Here is a 15,294-nt window from a genome sequence, read left to right as displayed (position 1 = left end):
ACCAATTATAGCGGTTCTTGCTTGGGTACAGTACAGTTTTTACCTCTTTCCAAACCTAGGAGAGAGGCTTTGAATCTTACTCCCCTTCCCTTCAAGGGAAGGGGCTGGGGGTTAGGTCTGTATTACATATTTTTAGATAAGTATTTTATAAACTTATCTTTAATTTGCTTGGGTAGATTATGAGATAGAAATTAAACTCAAATCTTAGGTACTGAAGCAAAAAAATTGAGCAAATTATGACAAAAAAAGTGAAAAAGGCATCATCAAAGTTAGTAACAGGATTGGTATTTAGTTGTATTAGTGTGATGCTAAATACAGGTATAGCTCATCAAATAGCTTTAGCGAAATCGACTAATCCCCAAAAGTGCGATATTCTTGCCTACGTGACCGATATAGACCCACAAGGTTTAAATGTGCGGAGTGGTGCAAGTACAAATAACACAATTTTAGGACAAATACCTATCAACGAAACAGTTCAAGTTATTGGTGCTACTGGAGATTGGGTACAAATTACTAATGCTAGTAATGGTTTTCAAGGAACTGGATGGGTATTTGTGCCAAAGTTAGGTTTAACAACACAGGGCTACGGTACTAATGGCGTAGATTTATATGCTAGTAATAGTCAAGAAAGCCAAAAAGTGAGAACAATTCCTGCGAATACGGCTGTCAAATTGTTAGGCTGTCAGGGAGATTGGGCGCAGGTTGAATATCAAGGTGTTAAAGGTTGGTTGACAAAGGAAGATCAATGTGGCGCTGCGCTTACGAGTTGTTCTTAGAACCTCACCCCTACCTTTCTTGCTGTCAGCAAGCTATCCATTACCAGAATATTTGTTAATCAAAATATAACTTAATTGAAAGAAGGGCTAATTTCCCTGACTAACTTGATGTAATGCTAACTTAACTCAACTGCGATCGCTTCCACCTCAATTAAAACAGGCGATCGCAATTAGCGCGTAGTTGTGTCCCGCAAAGATAACACTACTTAGCTTTGACGGTATAATAAATTGTTAGACCCTGCTGCATATCCTTCACCATACCTCTTATGTCAGATCAACCTGCACCAGAAATCGAACTGCTCCGTGCGGCTTACGCGGCCTTCAACGCACGAGACATTGACGCTGCCCTTGCCCTCATGACTCCGGACGTGGCTTGGCCGAAAGCGTTCAAAGGCGGTTTTGTCCGTGGGCCTGAAGAAGTTCGCGCTTACTGGACGGAGCAATGGAGCGAGATCAATCCGCACGTTGAGCCGGTTTCCTTTTATTCGGAGGAAGACGGGCGCATTTTGGTCGATGTGCATCAGCTCGTGCGTGACTTGGGTGGAGCCGTTCTTGCCGATGAGCGCGTGGCCCATCGATTTACCCTTGAGCATGGCTTGATTCAAGTCATGGAAGTCACGCTAGTAGGTTAGGTGGAGTGAAACGCAACCCAACATCACCACCTTATTTATGTTAGGTTACGCGATCGCTGCACCCAACCAACAAAACTACGGTTCTCAAGGTAGACGAGGTTTAACGAACAGAATTCAGGAGTCAGGAGCCAGAATTCAGAATTGAATTCTGTGCTAGTGGCGGATAGCGCAGCGTTAGCGACGCAGGAGCGTCTGAATAAACGGGTTTAAGTCCCCCACTAAATCTCCGATTTAGTGGTCTTGAATGAGTGGTGGGTCTGAATCCCCCACTCATTCATTCTGACTCCTGAATTCTGACTTCTGAATTCTTCTTTAATTGTTATTTTGGAATTCGTCTAATTTAGCCCGCACTGCCTGGATATCCTGCCACATCAACCATTTAGGCGCACCTCTTTCTTTAGAAGGGTTACGCAGTAAGTAGGAAGGATGAAAAATCGGCATACATAAACGCCCTTCCCACTCCAGCCACTGTCCGCGAATTTTCGTAATCCCTCGCTTATCGCCAGTGATACCTTTGACAGCAGTTGCACCTGTTAACAAGATTATTTTAGGGTCAACTAGGCGAATTTGTTCTAATAAGTAGGGTAGACAAGCCGCCACTTCTGTTGGAGTAGGAACTCTATTATCTGGTGGGCGACATTTATTTATATTAGCGATATATACATCATGCTCGGTAGTTAGATTTACCGATGCCAGAATTTTTTCCAGCAATTGCCCCGATCTACCTACAAATGGTAAACCAGTTTCGTCTTCATTTTGACCAGGCGCTTCCCCAATAACCATAATTGGGGCTTTGAGATTACCGCGTCCGACGACAGCATGAGTCCGAGTGTCTCCCAATGGACAACGGTGGCAGCGATCGCAATGCTGTGTCAATTCCGTTATGGTGGAATAAGTTCCGGGAGCGATCGCAATTTTAGCGTCTGTAGGAATTAGTTCTCGTTGGTTAAAGGTTGAGTCGTCGAAGAGGCTGAGTTGAGTTTCGCTGCTCATGAAAATTAGGATTTTGATATCAGCGCTAGCTGTTTTTTCTGAGTTAAATACTGCTTTGGTTGCAGATTTATCTGAATAAATAGACTTTTGCTGAATACTTAATTATTTATACAAAATCTCATTGTATCAGTTAATTTGAGACAAAATTCAGTCATGATAAAAGCAGTGCCGTCCTAAGATGCTGGGGGAACCCATGTCACAGACCCCGCTTTTTGCCGATCGCACCCATGCGGGTGAGTTATTAGCGCGAGTGATTCAGGATGTTTTGACTCAGCAAACTATTGCTTCTGGGATAAAACCTGTACCAATTGTTTATGCTTTGCCAAGAGGGGGTATACCAGTAGCAGCACCAATAGCGCGTCTATTGGATTGTCCGTTGACAATCGTTGTAGCGAAAAAGATTAGCCATCCAGAAAACCCAGAGTTAGCAATTGGTGCAGTGACTACTTACGGAAATGTTCTTTGGACTGATCAAAAGCTATTTCGGTTTAAAGATGATACAAGGTTGCGCGAAGTGGCTTTAAATAAAGCTATCATCCAAGCTAAGTCTCTTGAGGCTCAATTAATTACTGCTTGTCCGCAGGTGAATGCCGAGAATGCTACGGCTATTTTAGTTGATGATGGCATTGCTACAGGAATGACAATAGCAGTAGCGGCAACTGCTATCAAAGCACTGTCTCCAGCAGCAGTTTGGCTATGTACTCCAGTCGCACCACAAAGATTGCTACCTTGGTTAGAACAGTGGGGCGATCGCACAATCGTCTTGGAAACACCAGAACCCTTTTGGAGTGTGAGTAATTTCTACGCGGAATTTCCCCAAGTTGATACATCAGAGGTTCTCAGATATCTCCAGCAACAAAATAGAATGGGGCCAATGGATCTATCCGAGTAATTTTAAGGTTGAATTGTTTCCTTCTTTTGCTTTTTAACTATTTGAAGATGTTCCTTGCTGGTATTGCATAGCTTTAGCATAATCACCCAAAGCGTAGCAAGCAACTCTCAAACGATCAAGAGCTTCTTCTTCACTACGACGGTCTTTGATATTCCTAGCTAAGAGCAAACGTTGTTCATAATATGTAATTGCTTTGTTATAGTCACCCAGAGCTTCACAAGCAACTCCTAAACTACCTAAAGATTGTTCCTCGCTACGTTTGTCTTGAATTTCTCTAGCTAAGAGCAACCTATCTTCATAATACTTAATAGCTTTAGTATAATCACCTAGAGCATAACAAGCATTACCCAGATTTTTGAGTACCTGAGAAGCACTACGAACATTTTTTAAGGAGCGTGCTAGTACTACACACTGCTCATAATAAGCGATCGCTTTGGGATAATTATTCAAAGCATACCAAGCATTACCCAAATTTTTGAGTACCTGTTCCTCGCCCCAGTTATCTTTAAGTTCTCGCACAATCTCTAGGCTTTGCTGCTGATACTCAATAGCCTGTGTAAAGTTACTCAAAGATTTATACACCAATCCCAAATTATTCAGTGCTGCAACTTGACTCCGTTTATCTTGCAGCTGTTGCGTTATTTTCAAACACTTTTCTAGAAACTCAATAGCCTTGTTATGGTCATTCAAATGACGGTATGAATTCCCTAAATGGGAAAGTGCTTGCATTTGCAATGCTAAATCTGAGGTGTTATTGAGCAAAGACAAACACTCCTGGGAGTAAGATATCGCACCTTTATAGTCTCCAGCGCTATAAGTTACCAATCCTAAAAAAGAAAGCGCCTGTGCCTGTTTTTGCAAATCCCCAACTGCCTGAAACAGCCCCAAAGCTTGTTGTAAAGACTTCAACGCCGCAATTAATTCACCAGCTTGCTGCTGTTGAATTCCTTGCCGTAGTAGCTTGGATGCTTCCGATAAATTGTCATCATTTTCCTGTGGAGGTAGTATTTCTGCATGTGAACCAGAGCCAAATTCATGAGTAATTGTATTACGCTTCACTGGTTTTAAGTATGTTATGGGTAATTGTAGGGGAATTGTATTTTTCGATCTATTATTCCATTCGCCTTTAGGCATCAACCCCTTCCTTTGAAGTCTGCTGGTAAATATAGTATTCCCAAAACCAGAAGGTATCTTTCATCAGGTTGTTTAGGGACTTCCAAATAAAAAATTTCCCAAAACTGACGAAAGAACCCTCTCTATTTCTCTTCTCTCTGTGTTCTCTGTGTCTCTGTGGTTCGTTTATTTGGATAATTTATTTCTTGGAAGTCCCTTAGCGCATCATTTAACGCTTTTACAATCAACATCTGCGCTGTATGTATGGTGCAGGCTCTCTCGCACCTCCATTAAAATTTTTCCTAGCATATTTTTACCGCTACCATCGGCTCCGCAACCCCAATAAAAATCGATGGGTGAGTTTTCAACAATTTCTGCATTACCTGTGGAAAGTAAGATATTCCTAATATCTGTATGAGTTTTAAATTTACATAGCACAGCTTGCCGCATGATATCGTCTTTAACTTGTTCCCAATCTTGACGTAGTGGACGGGTTCTCTCACGCCCCATTCTTGCCGCATCTTTAGGTGTTTTAACTTGGCGGATTTGTTCTACATGAGGTGTATCCACAAACTTTTGCGCTTGAAAATAGTGTTCGCTGGTTGACCAATACAATCCATCTAATTGAAACCCGTGGGGCGAAAAGTTAGAGAAACAACCATATTCTTCACGAGTGCTATAAAAGTAGATTGTCATAGAAGTTGATCGGCATTCGAGATATAGTTTGAATTAATTATTACTTATTTATACCAATTTTCTATCAAATTTAACTTCATAATTAATTCATTTACCGAGCCGTTTCTTTATATATTACCTATACTTATAATTCGTTTAATAAATATTAAGTGTATGATTATGTAGAGTTGATAAGCTGTTACGTATACAACTTGCACTATCAGGGCGCTCATATTGCCCACTTCACAATCATATTGAAAAAAATATTAGTGCAAATTAAAAGCACAACAGCTTATTACTTATTCATAACAGTTTGCTAAAGTTAAGATAAAGAATATTAAAAATTAATCCCCCCTTTCTTCATGAAAAAAGGGGGGCTGTATCCCCTACTTCTGAGAGTACTTGGGAGGATATTCAAGAGATAAATGCCAATAATCTACAATTATTAATTATTTATTCAAGTAAAACGCACCTGTAAAAAGTTAGGTGTTGATTCAAGCAACAGGTACAGATACATTAGTCACAGAGCCACTATTTAGGATAGGTTGGCGGGTTTTCAAGTCAAATTTGAATCCATGTGGCAAAATGTGAAGCTTTGCTCCGCAAATCGCCAAAGACTCATCCTTCAAGATTTCACCCATATTGTTGTATGTAGCTTCTGATTCATCAACAATTGTCACCGCACCTGCACCAATCACTTCAATTTGATTATCGGTTACGACCATAGCGGTATTCTCGTCAATACCGAATCCTAAAACAGCAGGTTCTAGTATTAAAGCTGAAATTAAGCGTCCCAAACGTCCACGCTGAGAAAAATGCTGGTCAATTACCACTCCTGGTAAAAAGCCTAGACCAGGGCCCATTTCCACAGTTTCAATTCGAGGATGTGTCTGCGAATCACCTTCAACTATCATTTTATCTGGCATCACAGCAGCGCCCGCACTTGTACCGGCGATAACTACACCTTCCGCGAACCGTTTATGAATGGCCGCATCAATTTCAGTATCCTTGAGGATATTGGTGATGCGAGCTTGATCTCCACCAGTAAAAAATACCCCAGTTGATTTATGAATTGCTTCTAATGCGGTAGATGATGATGCGTCTTCGCGGGTTTCTGTATCAATAATGCGAACATTTTCGGCTCCCAGCCGCTCAAAAACTCTAATATAATTTTCTCCCACTTCTCTTGGTAATTCTGTTGCTGCCGTCATAATGACAATGTGCGCCTTCGTACCTCCAGCGCGTCGCACAAAGTCTCGCAGAATTTGAGAATCTCCATCCTTATCTTCTGCTCCCCCAATAATTACCAACTGCCGTTTGGGATTACTTTCCACCATGATGCCCCCTGATGTGAGTTAATAAATTTCACTAAACCATGACAATTAAACTATCAAATCTTCCTTGTGGTAGATTACCTAATAGAAGGTAGTATTGAGATTTTCGCTTGCAATTAGACCAAAAGATTTTTCAGGAAAATTACATACAAAAATAGCTATCCTCAGAATTAATTTTCTTTTACTAAATAAAAACCCTAAAACCAACTGCCTCTAGAGAGATTTTCTAGAGGCATTATTGACTGCGTTTCTAAATTGCCGATTGAAAATTTATCATGCAATTGTTGGTATTAACTCTCGCTGGGTGCAAATTAGATATCTGATGGTAAATCCTAATGAATGCGACTTCTGTAAAGCAAGTTAGTCAAGAAAAAACGTGCTTGTTCTAGTGGGAGATGTCTGGGTTTACCTTGGTAGACGATTTGATATTCATTTATGTCAGGCCCATCACCATGACCGGAGATCAGCTTTTGGTGAAAAGCTTCCTCAGCAAGTTCTCGAATTTCATCTCTTAGATCAGCTTGTGTGCTATTCATGCTTTGCTGTCTTTTCAATACCGCATATTTACTTATACAGATTTTGGGATGCGTGTTGCACCTTTCAAAGGTTATATCTTTGCCCATTCATAAGGATGAAGTAACTATTCTTGATTCTTTGCTGACGAAAAGAAATTTAATTATGCCTTGAGATAGTTAAAAATGCTTACTAATAGGGTTAGTGTAGGTTCTGATTAGATCAATGGCTTTGCCATCACTCTCCAACAATTAATCTGAATCAGCCTCCAATCAACAAGTCTGAGTAACGATTACTCAGCATAGAAATTTCAGGGTGTTTAGCCAAAGGTTCGTAATCAATGGTTCTACAAAAAAGCAGTGACTTAGTTCGCATTAATGCTAGAAGAACGGATGTATTCGATATTTTCAACTTCAAGCATTATGTTGGCCCCAACCCCTATTTAGATGCAGGGGCGCTAGTATTTGACTTTGCTCTAGTTGACTCTAGAGAGCCTTTGCCCATAGAAGATTATATTGCCAGCATTGGCGATCGCTATCCAAATCTGGGCAGCCAAAGCTACGAGTCCCATGCCCATCTATTTGCCCAAGTTGTGTCCGAAGTCGGAAAGCTTGATATGGATTTGCACCTTAAGCATTGGAGTGTTAAGCCATATCCAGATTTCGCGCGAATTAGCGTCCAATCAATACATGAACGCACAACTAGAGAGGTCGTCTATTTTGTTTGGGATTGGTTTGAAGCCATTACCCAAGACGAAGACTTTAACTTTGAGGAGCAGCTAGTGAGGCTGCAAAATAGATTTCGCGCATCTGTCTATGGTGGCCCCACAGTTTACGCTTTATTGCGAACAGCCTACGAAAAAGGTATTCCCGCCTTTTATTTGTGGGAAGAAGGATTAATGCAATACGGCTTTGGAAAAAAACACGTCCGGGGAGTAGCAACCACATTTAACTGTGATAGTCATCTAGATTCAGAGTTTACCACCCGTAAAGATGACTGCAAAGCATTTCTAAAAACCTTGGGTTTCCCAGTCCCTGAAGGCGATATCGTCTTTTCTGAAAAGGAAGCCTTGGCAGCAGCCAGACAAATTGGCTACCCAGTGGCAGTTAAGCCAGTGGTAGGTCATAAAGGAATTGGCGTTACGGCTGACGTACAAGACTCAAAAGAACTGGAATCTGCTTATAATAGAGCATTAGCAGCGATTCCTGAAGATCAAGTAACTAGGATAATTGTTGAGAAAAGTATTTCAGGATCGGATTTTCGCATGTTGTGTGTCAATGGTAGATTTGTCGCCGCCACAGAACGCCGTCCAGCATCGGTTGTCGGTGATGGCCACTTAACGCTTGCAGAATTAATCCGCCTAGAAAACCGCAAACCTGCACGTTTAGATACGCCCACCTCACCCATGAGTAAAATTCAGATTGATGAAGCGATGGAACTTTACTTAGAGGAACAGCGCTTATCACTAGACAGCGTGATTGAAAAAGGACGCACTGTTTACCTGCGTAAAGTTGCCAATCTTTCAGCCGGGGGTATGAGCATCGATTCAACCCACACAGTTCATGATGACAATATTATCTTGGCGCAAGATATTGCCCAACATTTCCAGTTGACTTGCCTTGGTATTGATGTCATTACCAAAAGTCTCTCCGAATCTTGGAAATCTAGTAACTTCGCTATCCTAGAAATCAACGCTGCACCAGGAGTTTTAATGCATCTTAAACCTTCTGAAGGTGAAAGTGTTGATGTACCTTCTCATATTCTAGAAACCTTTTTTGAGTCGGGTACAGATTCGAGGATACCGATTATCACCTTTAATAAAATCTCAGTTGAAGAACTGCAAACAACAATTGACCATATCCTTTTGCAACATCCCAACTGGACAATTGGCGCTGTTTGTCGTGATGCAGTTTTTGTGAATCGCTCGAAAAAAGTATTAAGCAAAAATTACAATAGCAACGTCCAAACTTTACTCCGTCATCCCAAAGTTGATTTGCTGATTGCCGAATATGCGGAAGACATCTTAGATGAAGAGGGGATGTTTTACCCGAATAGTAATATCGTGGTTTTGGATAATCCCACCGAAACTGAGATGATGCTGGCGCGGGATGTCTTTGATGGTTCTACTGTGGTGATTAGAAAAGGCAATGATATTTCTATCCGTCGCAAAGGGTTGATTGAAGATTATACTTTGGCTGAAGATGAACCATTTACACGGGTTTATTTGAAAGAAACTGGAACGATTTTGTGAGCTAGCTTAAGAGGTTGCTTTAAAAGTTATTGGTTGGCTGTGATCTAGGCACTTTTTTATCTCCCTAACCCCTCTTTTTTAGGCTACGGCGTATACACATACCTCTACAAAATAAAAATGTTGTAGCTCCTCCTAAATCCTCCTTTTTAAGGAGGACTTTGAGAGGTTTTTGCTTACTTAAAAATTTGGGTTGGGGGATAAAAAGGCTGTGGGAGACTCCATGATTAATTCTAATTGATACAACCTAAGCTAATTTATATTCAGCGATTGTTCTGATAAATCTTAAAATTTCAGAGATAATAATATTTTATTTCCAGGCTTTAGAGATTTAATATGTATCTGTGAGGCTTTGATTGGGACTATATAATAGTATATAGCGATTTGTGGATCGGGCTGCTTCAATTACCCTTGTATTCGGGACAATTTTGGACATTCCAAAAGCAGTTTTTTTGGTGTGGCGAAAATTTCGTGAAAATAACTAATTTTAACCAAAATTTTAACCAATAATAATTTTTTAAGTCATGCCCAATTGCTAGAGTGAATTTCACCACCACTTTTGTGATGCCGCGTAATCCAAACAATTTACACATCGAAAATTGGACGGCTCATGGGCTTCAATGATTTTCAGAGATTATCAAACAATGAAATGTAAAGCAATATCTTCCTTTGCGCTCACAAAGCTGTTTTTTGCCTGTGGCATAAGTTTATTGAGTGCGAAATTGGTAGCGGCCGCTGTCACCTACAGCGCATGGCCTAGCAGCACAACTGTAGTCACTGCTGATGGCTCCAACCAGTTCGGTGGTAATCTCAGCGGTTTGTTCTACGACCCAGCGACTGGAATGCAACAAGCTGTGTTGTGGGGAGTGCAAAATTCGCCATCAAAACTCTATAACCTGGTTTGGAACGGCAGCACTTTCGTCAAAAATACTGCTAATAATTGGAGTTCTGGAAAAACGTTGCGCTATCCCAATGGTACTGGTGCGCCAGATGCGGAAGGCGTGACCAAAGCCGAGCTTTCTTCAACAACTATCTACGTCTCTACTGAGCGAGATGGCAGCGGCTCCAACCGCTTCAGCGTACTGAGTTATGACAGCAGCAGCAGTGCCACCACCCTCAATGCTACTAAGGAATGGAACTTAACTTCTAATTTGCCAACGGTTAGCTCCACTAATTTAGGCTTGGAAGCGATCGCATGGGTGCCAGATAGTTATTTACAAGCTAATGGATTCATAGATGAAAGTACCAATCAGCTCTACAACCCAGCCAATTATCCGTTGCATGGCACGGGATTGTTTTTTGTTGGATTGGAAGCAAATGGACAAATTTATGCCTACGCGCTCAACTCCGACTCTACATATACGCGTATTGCTACCATTGCCAGTGGTAATACAAAGATCATGGATTTATCCTTTGACCGCGATAATGAGACTTTATGGGCGTATTGCGACAACAATTGCAGCAACCGCTCAACCCTGCTCGCCATCGATACCGCCGTTGGCTCGTCAACGAAAGGCAAATTCATCATCCGCAAGGGTTACGAACGCCCAAGTTCGATGTCAAACATTAACAACGAAGGTATCGCCATTGCGCCCAATTCTGAATGCGCCAGCAATCTAAAACAGTTCTTCTGGGCGGATGATTCCGAAACCAGCAATCATGCGATTCGTCGTGGAACAATTCCTTGTGGACGATTGTTTTAAGCTGACATTGATGCTCATTTACTAGTGCGAGGTTTAGGTCTGCTGTGACGTTCTTTCCCGTTAATCTGATGGTATAACAGGCGGGAGAGAACGTCATGTTTTCAGTTGACTGCCTGTTACATGCGATCGCTACTTTAGTGCAACTTTGCCTCGAAAATAATTTTTTGCCAATCAACGCCAACCCATCTTCTGGCTGTTTTGCTTCCAGCAGGTAATGCACATGATGCACAAAGCATAGAGTTTAAACTTATACTTTTCTTGTGCCTTTTTGACGGCATAAATAAAGACTTCGCGGCATTCTAAGCGCGTTAGAGGATGTTTGAAAAGTCCTCTTCTTGGTAGCAAAACGTTTTACATCCACCTAAAATCCCCCTTAAAAAGGGGGACTTTAATTCTTGTCCCCTCCTTTTTTAAGCTACGGTGTACACACATCTTTCTAGAAAAACAAGTAGTAATTGAAATTGATGGAGATAGCCATTTTACAGATGAAGGTCAAGACTATGACATAGAAAGAACAAGAATTTTAGAATTCCATTCGCTCAATACTTTTCAAACTTTCAGTATAAAAAAACCTGCGAGCAACCGATTAGCAGTAAGGCTTTCGGTAATAAAAGTAAGCTAAACTCTTATAGCCAAGTATTGACTAAAAATATTTCATAATTAAAGATAGAACATCCCAATGGAGAACATAAAAATGCTAGAACAATATCGTAAACACGTTGCTGAAAGAGCAGCACTCGGTATTCCCCCTTTACCATTGGATGCGAAGCAAACCTCAGAATTATGTGAATTACTGAAAAATCCGCCAAAGGGTCAAGAGGAGATATTATTACATTTATTGAGCGATCGCGTTTCTCCTGGTGTTGATCCAGCAGCTTATGTCAAAGCTGGATTTCTCACCGCCATTGCTAAGGAAGAAATCACCAGTCCGTTGATTGCGCCCATCGAAGCAGTGCAATTGCTGGGCACAATGATCGGTGGTTACAACGTGCAATCTTTAATCGATTTGCTGCAATTGCCCACTGTATCAGTCTCCGACTCATCCGAAACACCTCTGGTAATGGGTGGACAAGGAAAAGAACCCATCGCCGCTTACGCCGCCAACGCCTTAAGCAAAATCCTTTTAGTGTATGACGCTTACCACGATGTTTTAGAGTTGTCTAAAACCAATCCTTTCGCCAAACGGGTGATTGACTCTTGGGCGGAAGCTGAATGGTTTACCATGCGCCCCACAGTTCCAGAAGCGATTACTGTCACCATTTTTAAAGTTCCTGGCGAAACCAATACCGACGACTTATCCCCCGCCCAAAGCGCCACAACTCGCCCAGATATTCCCTTACACGCCTTAGTGATGTTAGAGTCACGGCAACCGGGAAGCTTGGCAACCATTGCGGAATTGAAGAAAAAAGGGCATCCCGTAGCTTACGTGGGAGATGTAGTTGGTACAGGTTCCTCACGTAAATCTGCAATTAACTCCGTATTGTGGCATACAGGAAATGATATACCTTTTGTGCCAAACAAACGCGCTGGGGGTTATGTTTTAGGTGGTGCGATCGCGCCAATCTTCTTTAACACAGCAGAAGATGCCGGTGCTTTGCCTATTCAGTGCGATGTCACCAAACTCGAAACCGGCATGGTAATTACCATCCATCCCTACAAAGGCGAAATCACCAACGAAGCAGGCGAAGTCATTTCCACCTTTGACCTTAAACCTGATACCATCCTCGATGAAGTCCGCGCAGGTGGACGCATCCCCCTACTTATTGGGCGTACCCTCACCGACAAAACTCGTCTTGCACTCGGTTTAGAACCAAGCAAAGTTTTCACCCGTCCTCAGCAAGCTTTTGATACAGGTAAAGGCTACACCTTGGCACAGAAAATGGTAGGTAAAGCTTGCGGATTACCTGGTGTGCGTCCCGGCACATCTTGCGAACCCATCATCACCACCGTTGGTTCTCAGGATACCACAGGCCCCATGACCCGCGACGAATTGACAGAACTCGCTTGTCTTGGTTTCAGTGCAGACTTAGTGATCCAAAGTTTCTGCCACACAGCAGCTTATCCCAAGCCAGTAGACATCAAAACTCATCACGAACTCCCCGATTTCTTTGCTTCTCGTGGCGGTGTCGCCCTCCGTCCCGGTGATGGTATCATCCACTCTTGGTTAAACCGGATGCTGCTACCCGACACCGTAGGAACTGGCGGCGACTCTCACACCCGCTTCCCCTTGGGTATTTCCTTCCCCGCCGGTTCTGGGTTGGTAGCCTTTGCAGCCGCCTTGGGTGTCATGCCTTTAGATATGCCAGAATCAGTTTTGGTAAGATTTAAAGGAGAATTGCAACCAGGTATCACCCTGCGCGATGTCGTGAATGCCATTCCCTACGTGGCAATTCAAAAAGGTTTGCTGACAGCAGAGAAGCAGAACAAGAAAAACGTCTTCTCCGGGCGAATTCTAGAAATAGAAGGTTTGCCAGATTTAAAAGTTGAACAAGCCTTTGAACTCACCGATGCTAGTGCCGAACGTTCTTGTGCCGGATGTACAATTAAGCTGAGTGTAGAGACAATTTCTGAATATCTGCGTTCTAACGTAGCGTTGCTGAAAAATATGATCGCACGGGGCTATCACGATCCGCGTACTATGCTGCGCCGTGTGGCAAAAATGGAAGAATGGTTAGCAAATCCCGTGTTATTAGAAGGTGATGCCGATGCGGAGTATGCCGAAATAATTGAAATTGATTTAAACGAAATCAAAGAACCAATTGTTGCTGCTCCCAATGACCCCGATAATGTTAAGTTATTATCGGAAGTTGCTAATGATCCAGTGCAAGAAGTATTCGTCGGTTCTTGTATGACGAATATTGGTCATTATCGGGCAACAGCGAAAGTTTTGGAAGGCGCAGGTGAAGTGAAAACTCGGTTGTGGATAGCACCACCAACGCGCATGGATGAACACCAATTAAAAGAAGAAGGTGTATACAGCGTCTTTGGGGCTGCGGGTGCTAGAACAGAAATGCCAGGATGTAGTTTGTGTATGGGTAATCAGGCGCGAGTTGCTGATGGCACAACAGTATTTTCTACTTCTACCCGCAACTTCAATAATCGCATGGGTAAAGATGCGCGAGTGTATCTTGGTTCAGCAGAATTAGCCGCAGTTTGTGCGCTACTGGGGCGGCTTCCGACAGTGCAGGAATACTTGGATATTGTGGCGAGTAGAATTGAGCCTTTTGCCGATGATTTATATCGATATTTGAACTTTGATCAAATCCTCGGTTTTGAGGATGAAGGGCGAGTTATTTCTCAAGAGGAGCAGGCTTTGTTGATATAGTTTAATTAGGTGGGTGTTATGCCCACCTAATATTTAGTGTTTCCAAGAGGAATATTAATGAATAGTCCATCTTTTATAAATGAACAAAATCTCTATGAACAAGATTTTTACTTGTGGACACAAACAATTGCCCATCAGTTAAAAGAAAATAATTTTAATGAAATAGATATACCTAATCTAATTGAAGAAATTGAAAGCATGGGGAGAAGTGAAAAACGCGAGTTAAAAAATAGATTAATTGTACTATTGATGCACTTGCTTAAATGGCAATATCAACCAGAAAAACGTAGTGAAAGTTGGCGCAGTACCATTTCTGAACAGCGTATCTGTATTGAAACATTATTAGAAGATAGTCCCAGTTTGCAACCTCTACTTGCAGAAGTATTTGAAGGTTGTTATCAAAAAGCTCGTCTCAAAGCATCTGAGGAGACAGGGATTAAATTAAATTTCTTTCCTCAAGAATCTCCTTTTACATTAGAAGAAACTTTAAAAAATAGTTATTAATTTGGAGGAATGAATGATTTTTTATACCGTCGTACTCAAAAAAAATTCTGGCTATTGGGTTGCTTTATGTTTAGAAAATGGCATTGTCGGACAGGGAAATAGTCAAGAAGATGCAATTAAAAAACTGAAAGAAGCAATTGAATCTTTTGAAGAGGTTTATGAGTCTGAAAGTAATATTTATAAATCTTCCGTTTCAATAGATGAATTACATGAATTTTTATTTGTTGAAGAAAAAGAACAAGATTTAGAGGTATATGAATTAAGGAAGGTTTATGCCTAAAAATATACCTTCCCTGAAACCAAAAGAGTTAATTAAGCTTTTAGAACAAGCAGGTTGCACATTTCATAGAGAAGGAAAAGGCGACCATTGTTTATATACTCGTGAAGTTGATGGTAAAAGAAGAGTAGTTCCTATAGATATGGGTGCAAGAGAAATGTCTCCTGGTTATATTTTGCGTATTTTTCGCCAGTTTGGTTTTACTGATGAGGAAGTTGAGAGTCTGTTAAAATAGATGATACTTCAGTATTTATACTATTTTTAACAGTATAAAAAATATAATAATTTGTATATAGATTATTATATTTA

Annotated in this window: 14 protein-coding genes; 9 read left to right on the top strand and 5 right to left on the bottom strand. The window is 41.5% G+C overall.

Annotated elements, in window-relative coordinates; all coding sequences use genetic code 11:
* Positions 1 to 236 precede the first annotated feature (236 nt).
* Together ACFFRD_RS17495 and ACFFRD_RS17490 are read left to right on the top strand one after the other, a co-directional pair.
* Positions 237 to 776 (top strand): SH3 domain-containing protein, encoded by a 540-nt coding sequence (locus ACFFRD_RS17495; RefSeq protein WP_392482513.1) that lies wholly within the window; start codon positions 237 to 239, stop codon positions 774 to 776.
* Positions 777 to 1,042: 266 nt separating this feature from the next.
* Entirely contained in the window at positions 1,043 to 1,408 is a 366-nt protein-coding gene (locus tag ACFFRD_RS17490; RefSeq protein ID WP_392482512.1) for a nuclear transport factor 2 family protein, read from the top strand.
* Positions 1,409 to 1,720: 312 nt separating this feature from the next.
* Here the strand turns inward: ACFFRD_RS17490 and ACFFRD_RS17485 are convergent, their stop codons facing one another.
* Positions 1,721 to 2,401, bottom strand: coding sequence for a uracil-DNA glycosylase family protein (locus ACFFRD_RS17485; protein ID WP_114083550.1), 681 nt, complete (start codon positions 2,399 to 2,401; stop codon positions 1,721 to 1,723).
* Positions 2,402 to 2,594: 193 nt separating this feature from the next.
* On the opposite strand from ACFFRD_RS17485, the gene ACFFRD_RS17480 reads away from it, so the two are divergent.
* The gene (locus ACFFRD_RS17480; RefSeq protein ID WP_190961185.1) at positions 2,595 to 3,293 is read left to right on the top strand and encodes a phosphoribosyltransferase family protein; all 699 of its coding nucleotides are present in this window, start codon (positions 2,595 to 2,597) and stop codon (positions 3,291 to 3,293) included.
* 33 nt (positions 3,294 to 3,326) lie between these two features.
* Here ACFFRD_RS17480 and ACFFRD_RS17475 read toward each other — a convergent pair whose 3' ends face one another.
* The 4 genes from ACFFRD_RS17475 to ACFFRD_RS17460 form a co-directional block, all read right to left on the bottom strand.
* On the bottom strand, positions 3,327 to 4,427 hold the full coding sequence (locus ACFFRD_RS17475) for a tetratricopeptide repeat protein (protein ID WP_392482511.1): 1,101 nt from the start codon (positions 4,425 to 4,427) through the stop codon (positions 3,327 to 3,329).
* A 204-nt stretch (positions 4,428 to 4,631) separates the two neighbouring features.
* A complete protein-coding gene (locus tag ACFFRD_RS17470) occupies positions 4,632 to 5,102 on the bottom strand; it encodes an NADAR family protein (RefSeq protein WP_392482510.1) in 471 nt (156 codons plus the stop codon).
* Positions 5,103 to 5,575: 473 nt separating this feature from the next.
* Positions 5,576 to 6,418 carry a cyanophycinase gene (locus tag ACFFRD_RS17465; RefSeq protein WP_114085859.1) on the bottom strand — a complete coding sequence of 281 codons (843 nt, stop codon included), beginning with the start codon at positions 6,416 to 6,418 and terminating at the stop codon, positions 5,576 to 5,578.
* 329 nt (positions 6,419 to 6,747) lie between these two features.
* Positions 6,748 to 6,951 carry a hypothetical protein gene (locus ACFFRD_RS17460; protein ID WP_041565287.1) on the bottom strand — a complete coding sequence of 68 codons (204 nt, stop codon included), beginning with the start codon at positions 6,949 to 6,951 and terminating at the stop codon, positions 6,748 to 6,750.
* Between the two features lie 317 nt (positions 6,952 to 7,268).
* On the opposite strand from ACFFRD_RS17460, the gene ACFFRD_RS17455 reads away from it, so the two are divergent.
* The 6 genes from ACFFRD_RS17455 to ACFFRD_RS17430 all read left to right on the top strand — a co-directional run bounded on the left by ACFFRD_RS17455 (position 7,269) and on the right by ACFFRD_RS17430 (position 15,220).
* Positions 7,269 to 9,179 (top strand): acetate--CoA ligase family protein, encoded by a 1,911-nt coding sequence (locus ACFFRD_RS17455; RefSeq protein ID WP_392482509.1) that lies wholly within the window; start codon positions 7,269 to 7,271, stop codon positions 9,177 to 9,179.
* Positions 9,180 to 9,820: 641 nt separating this feature from the next.
* Positions 9,821 to 10,879, top strand: coding sequence for a hypothetical protein (locus tag ACFFRD_RS17450; RefSeq protein WP_392482508.1), 1,059 nt, complete (start codon positions 9,821 to 9,823; stop codon positions 10,877 to 10,879).
* A gap of 694 nt (positions 10,880 to 11,573) precedes the next feature.
* Positions 11,574 to 14,204: a bifunctional aconitate hydratase 2/2-methylisocitrate dehydratase gene (acnB, locus tag ACFFRD_RS17445; protein WP_392482507.1), complete on the top strand. Its 2,631-nt coding sequence runs from the start codon at positions 11,574 to 11,576 to the stop codon at positions 14,202 to 14,204.
* Between the two features lie 57 nt (positions 14,205 to 14,261).
* On the top strand, positions 14,262 to 14,708 hold the full coding sequence (locus tag ACFFRD_RS17440; RefSeq protein ID WP_392482506.1) for a DUF29 domain-containing protein: 447 nt from the start codon (positions 14,262 to 14,264) through the stop codon (positions 14,706 to 14,708).
* Positions 14,709 to 14,721: 13 nt separating this feature from the next.
* Positions 14,722 to 14,988 carry a type II toxin-antitoxin system HicB family antitoxin gene (locus ACFFRD_RS17435; RefSeq protein ID WP_392482505.1) on the top strand — a complete coding sequence of 89 codons (267 nt, stop codon included), beginning with the start codon at positions 14,722 to 14,724 and terminating at the stop codon, positions 14,986 to 14,988.
* Positions 14,981 to 15,220 (top strand): type II toxin-antitoxin system HicA family toxin, encoded by a 240-nt coding sequence (locus ACFFRD_RS17430; RefSeq protein WP_392482504.1) that lies wholly within the window; start codon positions 14,981 to 14,983, stop codon positions 15,218 to 15,220. The genes ACFFRD_RS17435 and ACFFRD_RS17430 overlap by 8 nt, the downstream gene beginning before the upstream one ends.
* The last annotated feature ends 74 nt before the right edge of the window (positions 15,221 to 15,294 follow it).

The organism is Nostoc sp. C110 (assembly GCF_043099725.1).
GTDB lineage: Bacteria > Cyanobacteriota > Cyanobacteriia > Cyanobacteriales > Nostocaceae > Nostoc > Nostoc muscorum_A.
Note: the sequence above shows the minus strand (reverse complement) of the source record. Positions and strands in the feature narration are given on the sequence as shown.

What these genes read in the sequence shown, in the direction of transcription:
- ACFFRD_RS17495 (WP_392482513.1), top strand. Translation starts at nt 237, where the DNA reads ATGACAAAAAAAGTGAAAAAGGCATCATCAAAGTTAGTAACAGGATTG.
- ACFFRD_RS17455 (WP_392482509.1), top strand. Translation starts at nt 7,269, where the DNA reads ATGGTTCTACAAAAAAGCAGTGACTTAGTTCGCATTAATGCTAGAAGA.
- ACFFRD_RS17435 (WP_392482505.1), top strand. Translation starts at nt 14,722, where the DNA reads ATGATTTTTTATACCGTCGTACTCAAAAAAAATTCTGGCTATTGGGTT.
- ACFFRD_RS17440 (WP_392482506.1), top strand. Translation starts at nt 14,262, where the DNA reads ATGAATAGTCCATCTTTTATAAATGAACAAAATCTCTATGAACAAGAT.
- ACFFRD_RS17485 (WP_114083550.1), bottom strand. Translation starts at nt 2,401, where the DNA reads ATGAGCAGCGAAACTCAACTCAGCCTCTTCGACGACTCAACCTTTAAC.
- ACFFRD_RS17490 (WP_392482512.1), top strand. Translation starts at nt 1,043, where the DNA reads ATGTCAGATCAACCTGCACCAGAAATCGAACTGCTCCGTGCGGCTTAC.
- ACFFRD_RS17480 (WP_190961185.1), top strand. Translation starts at nt 2,595, where the DNA reads ATGTCACAGACCCCGCTTTTTGCCGATCGCACCCATGCGGGTGAGTTA.
- ACFFRD_RS17460 (WP_041565287.1), bottom strand. Translation starts at nt 6,951, where the DNA reads ATGAATAGCACACAAGCTGATCTAAGAGATGAAATTCGAGAACTTGCT.
- ACFFRD_RS17465 (WP_114085859.1), bottom strand. Translation starts at nt 6,418, where the DNA reads ATGGTGGAAAGTAATCCCAAACGGCAGTTGGTAATTATTGGGGGAGCA.
- ACFFRD_RS17450 (WP_392482508.1), top strand. Translation starts at nt 9,821, where the DNA reads ATGAAATGTAAAGCAATATCTTCCTTTGCGCTCACAAAGCTGTTTTTT.
- acnB (WP_392482507.1), top strand. Translation starts at nt 11,574, where the DNA reads ATGCTAGAACAATATCGTAAACACGTTGCTGAAAGAGCAGCACTCGGT.
- ACFFRD_RS17470 (WP_392482510.1), bottom strand. Translation starts at nt 5,102, where the DNA reads ATGACAATCTACTTTTATAGCACTCGTGAAGAATATGGTTGTTTCTCT.
- ACFFRD_RS17475 (WP_392482511.1), bottom strand. Translation starts at nt 4,427, where the DNA reads ATGCCTAAAGGCGAATGGAATAATAGATCGAAAAATACAATTCCCCTA.
- ACFFRD_RS17430 (WP_392482504.1), top strand. Translation starts at nt 14,981, where the DNA reads ATGCCTAAAAATATACCTTCCCTGAAACCAAAAGAGTTAATTAAGCTT.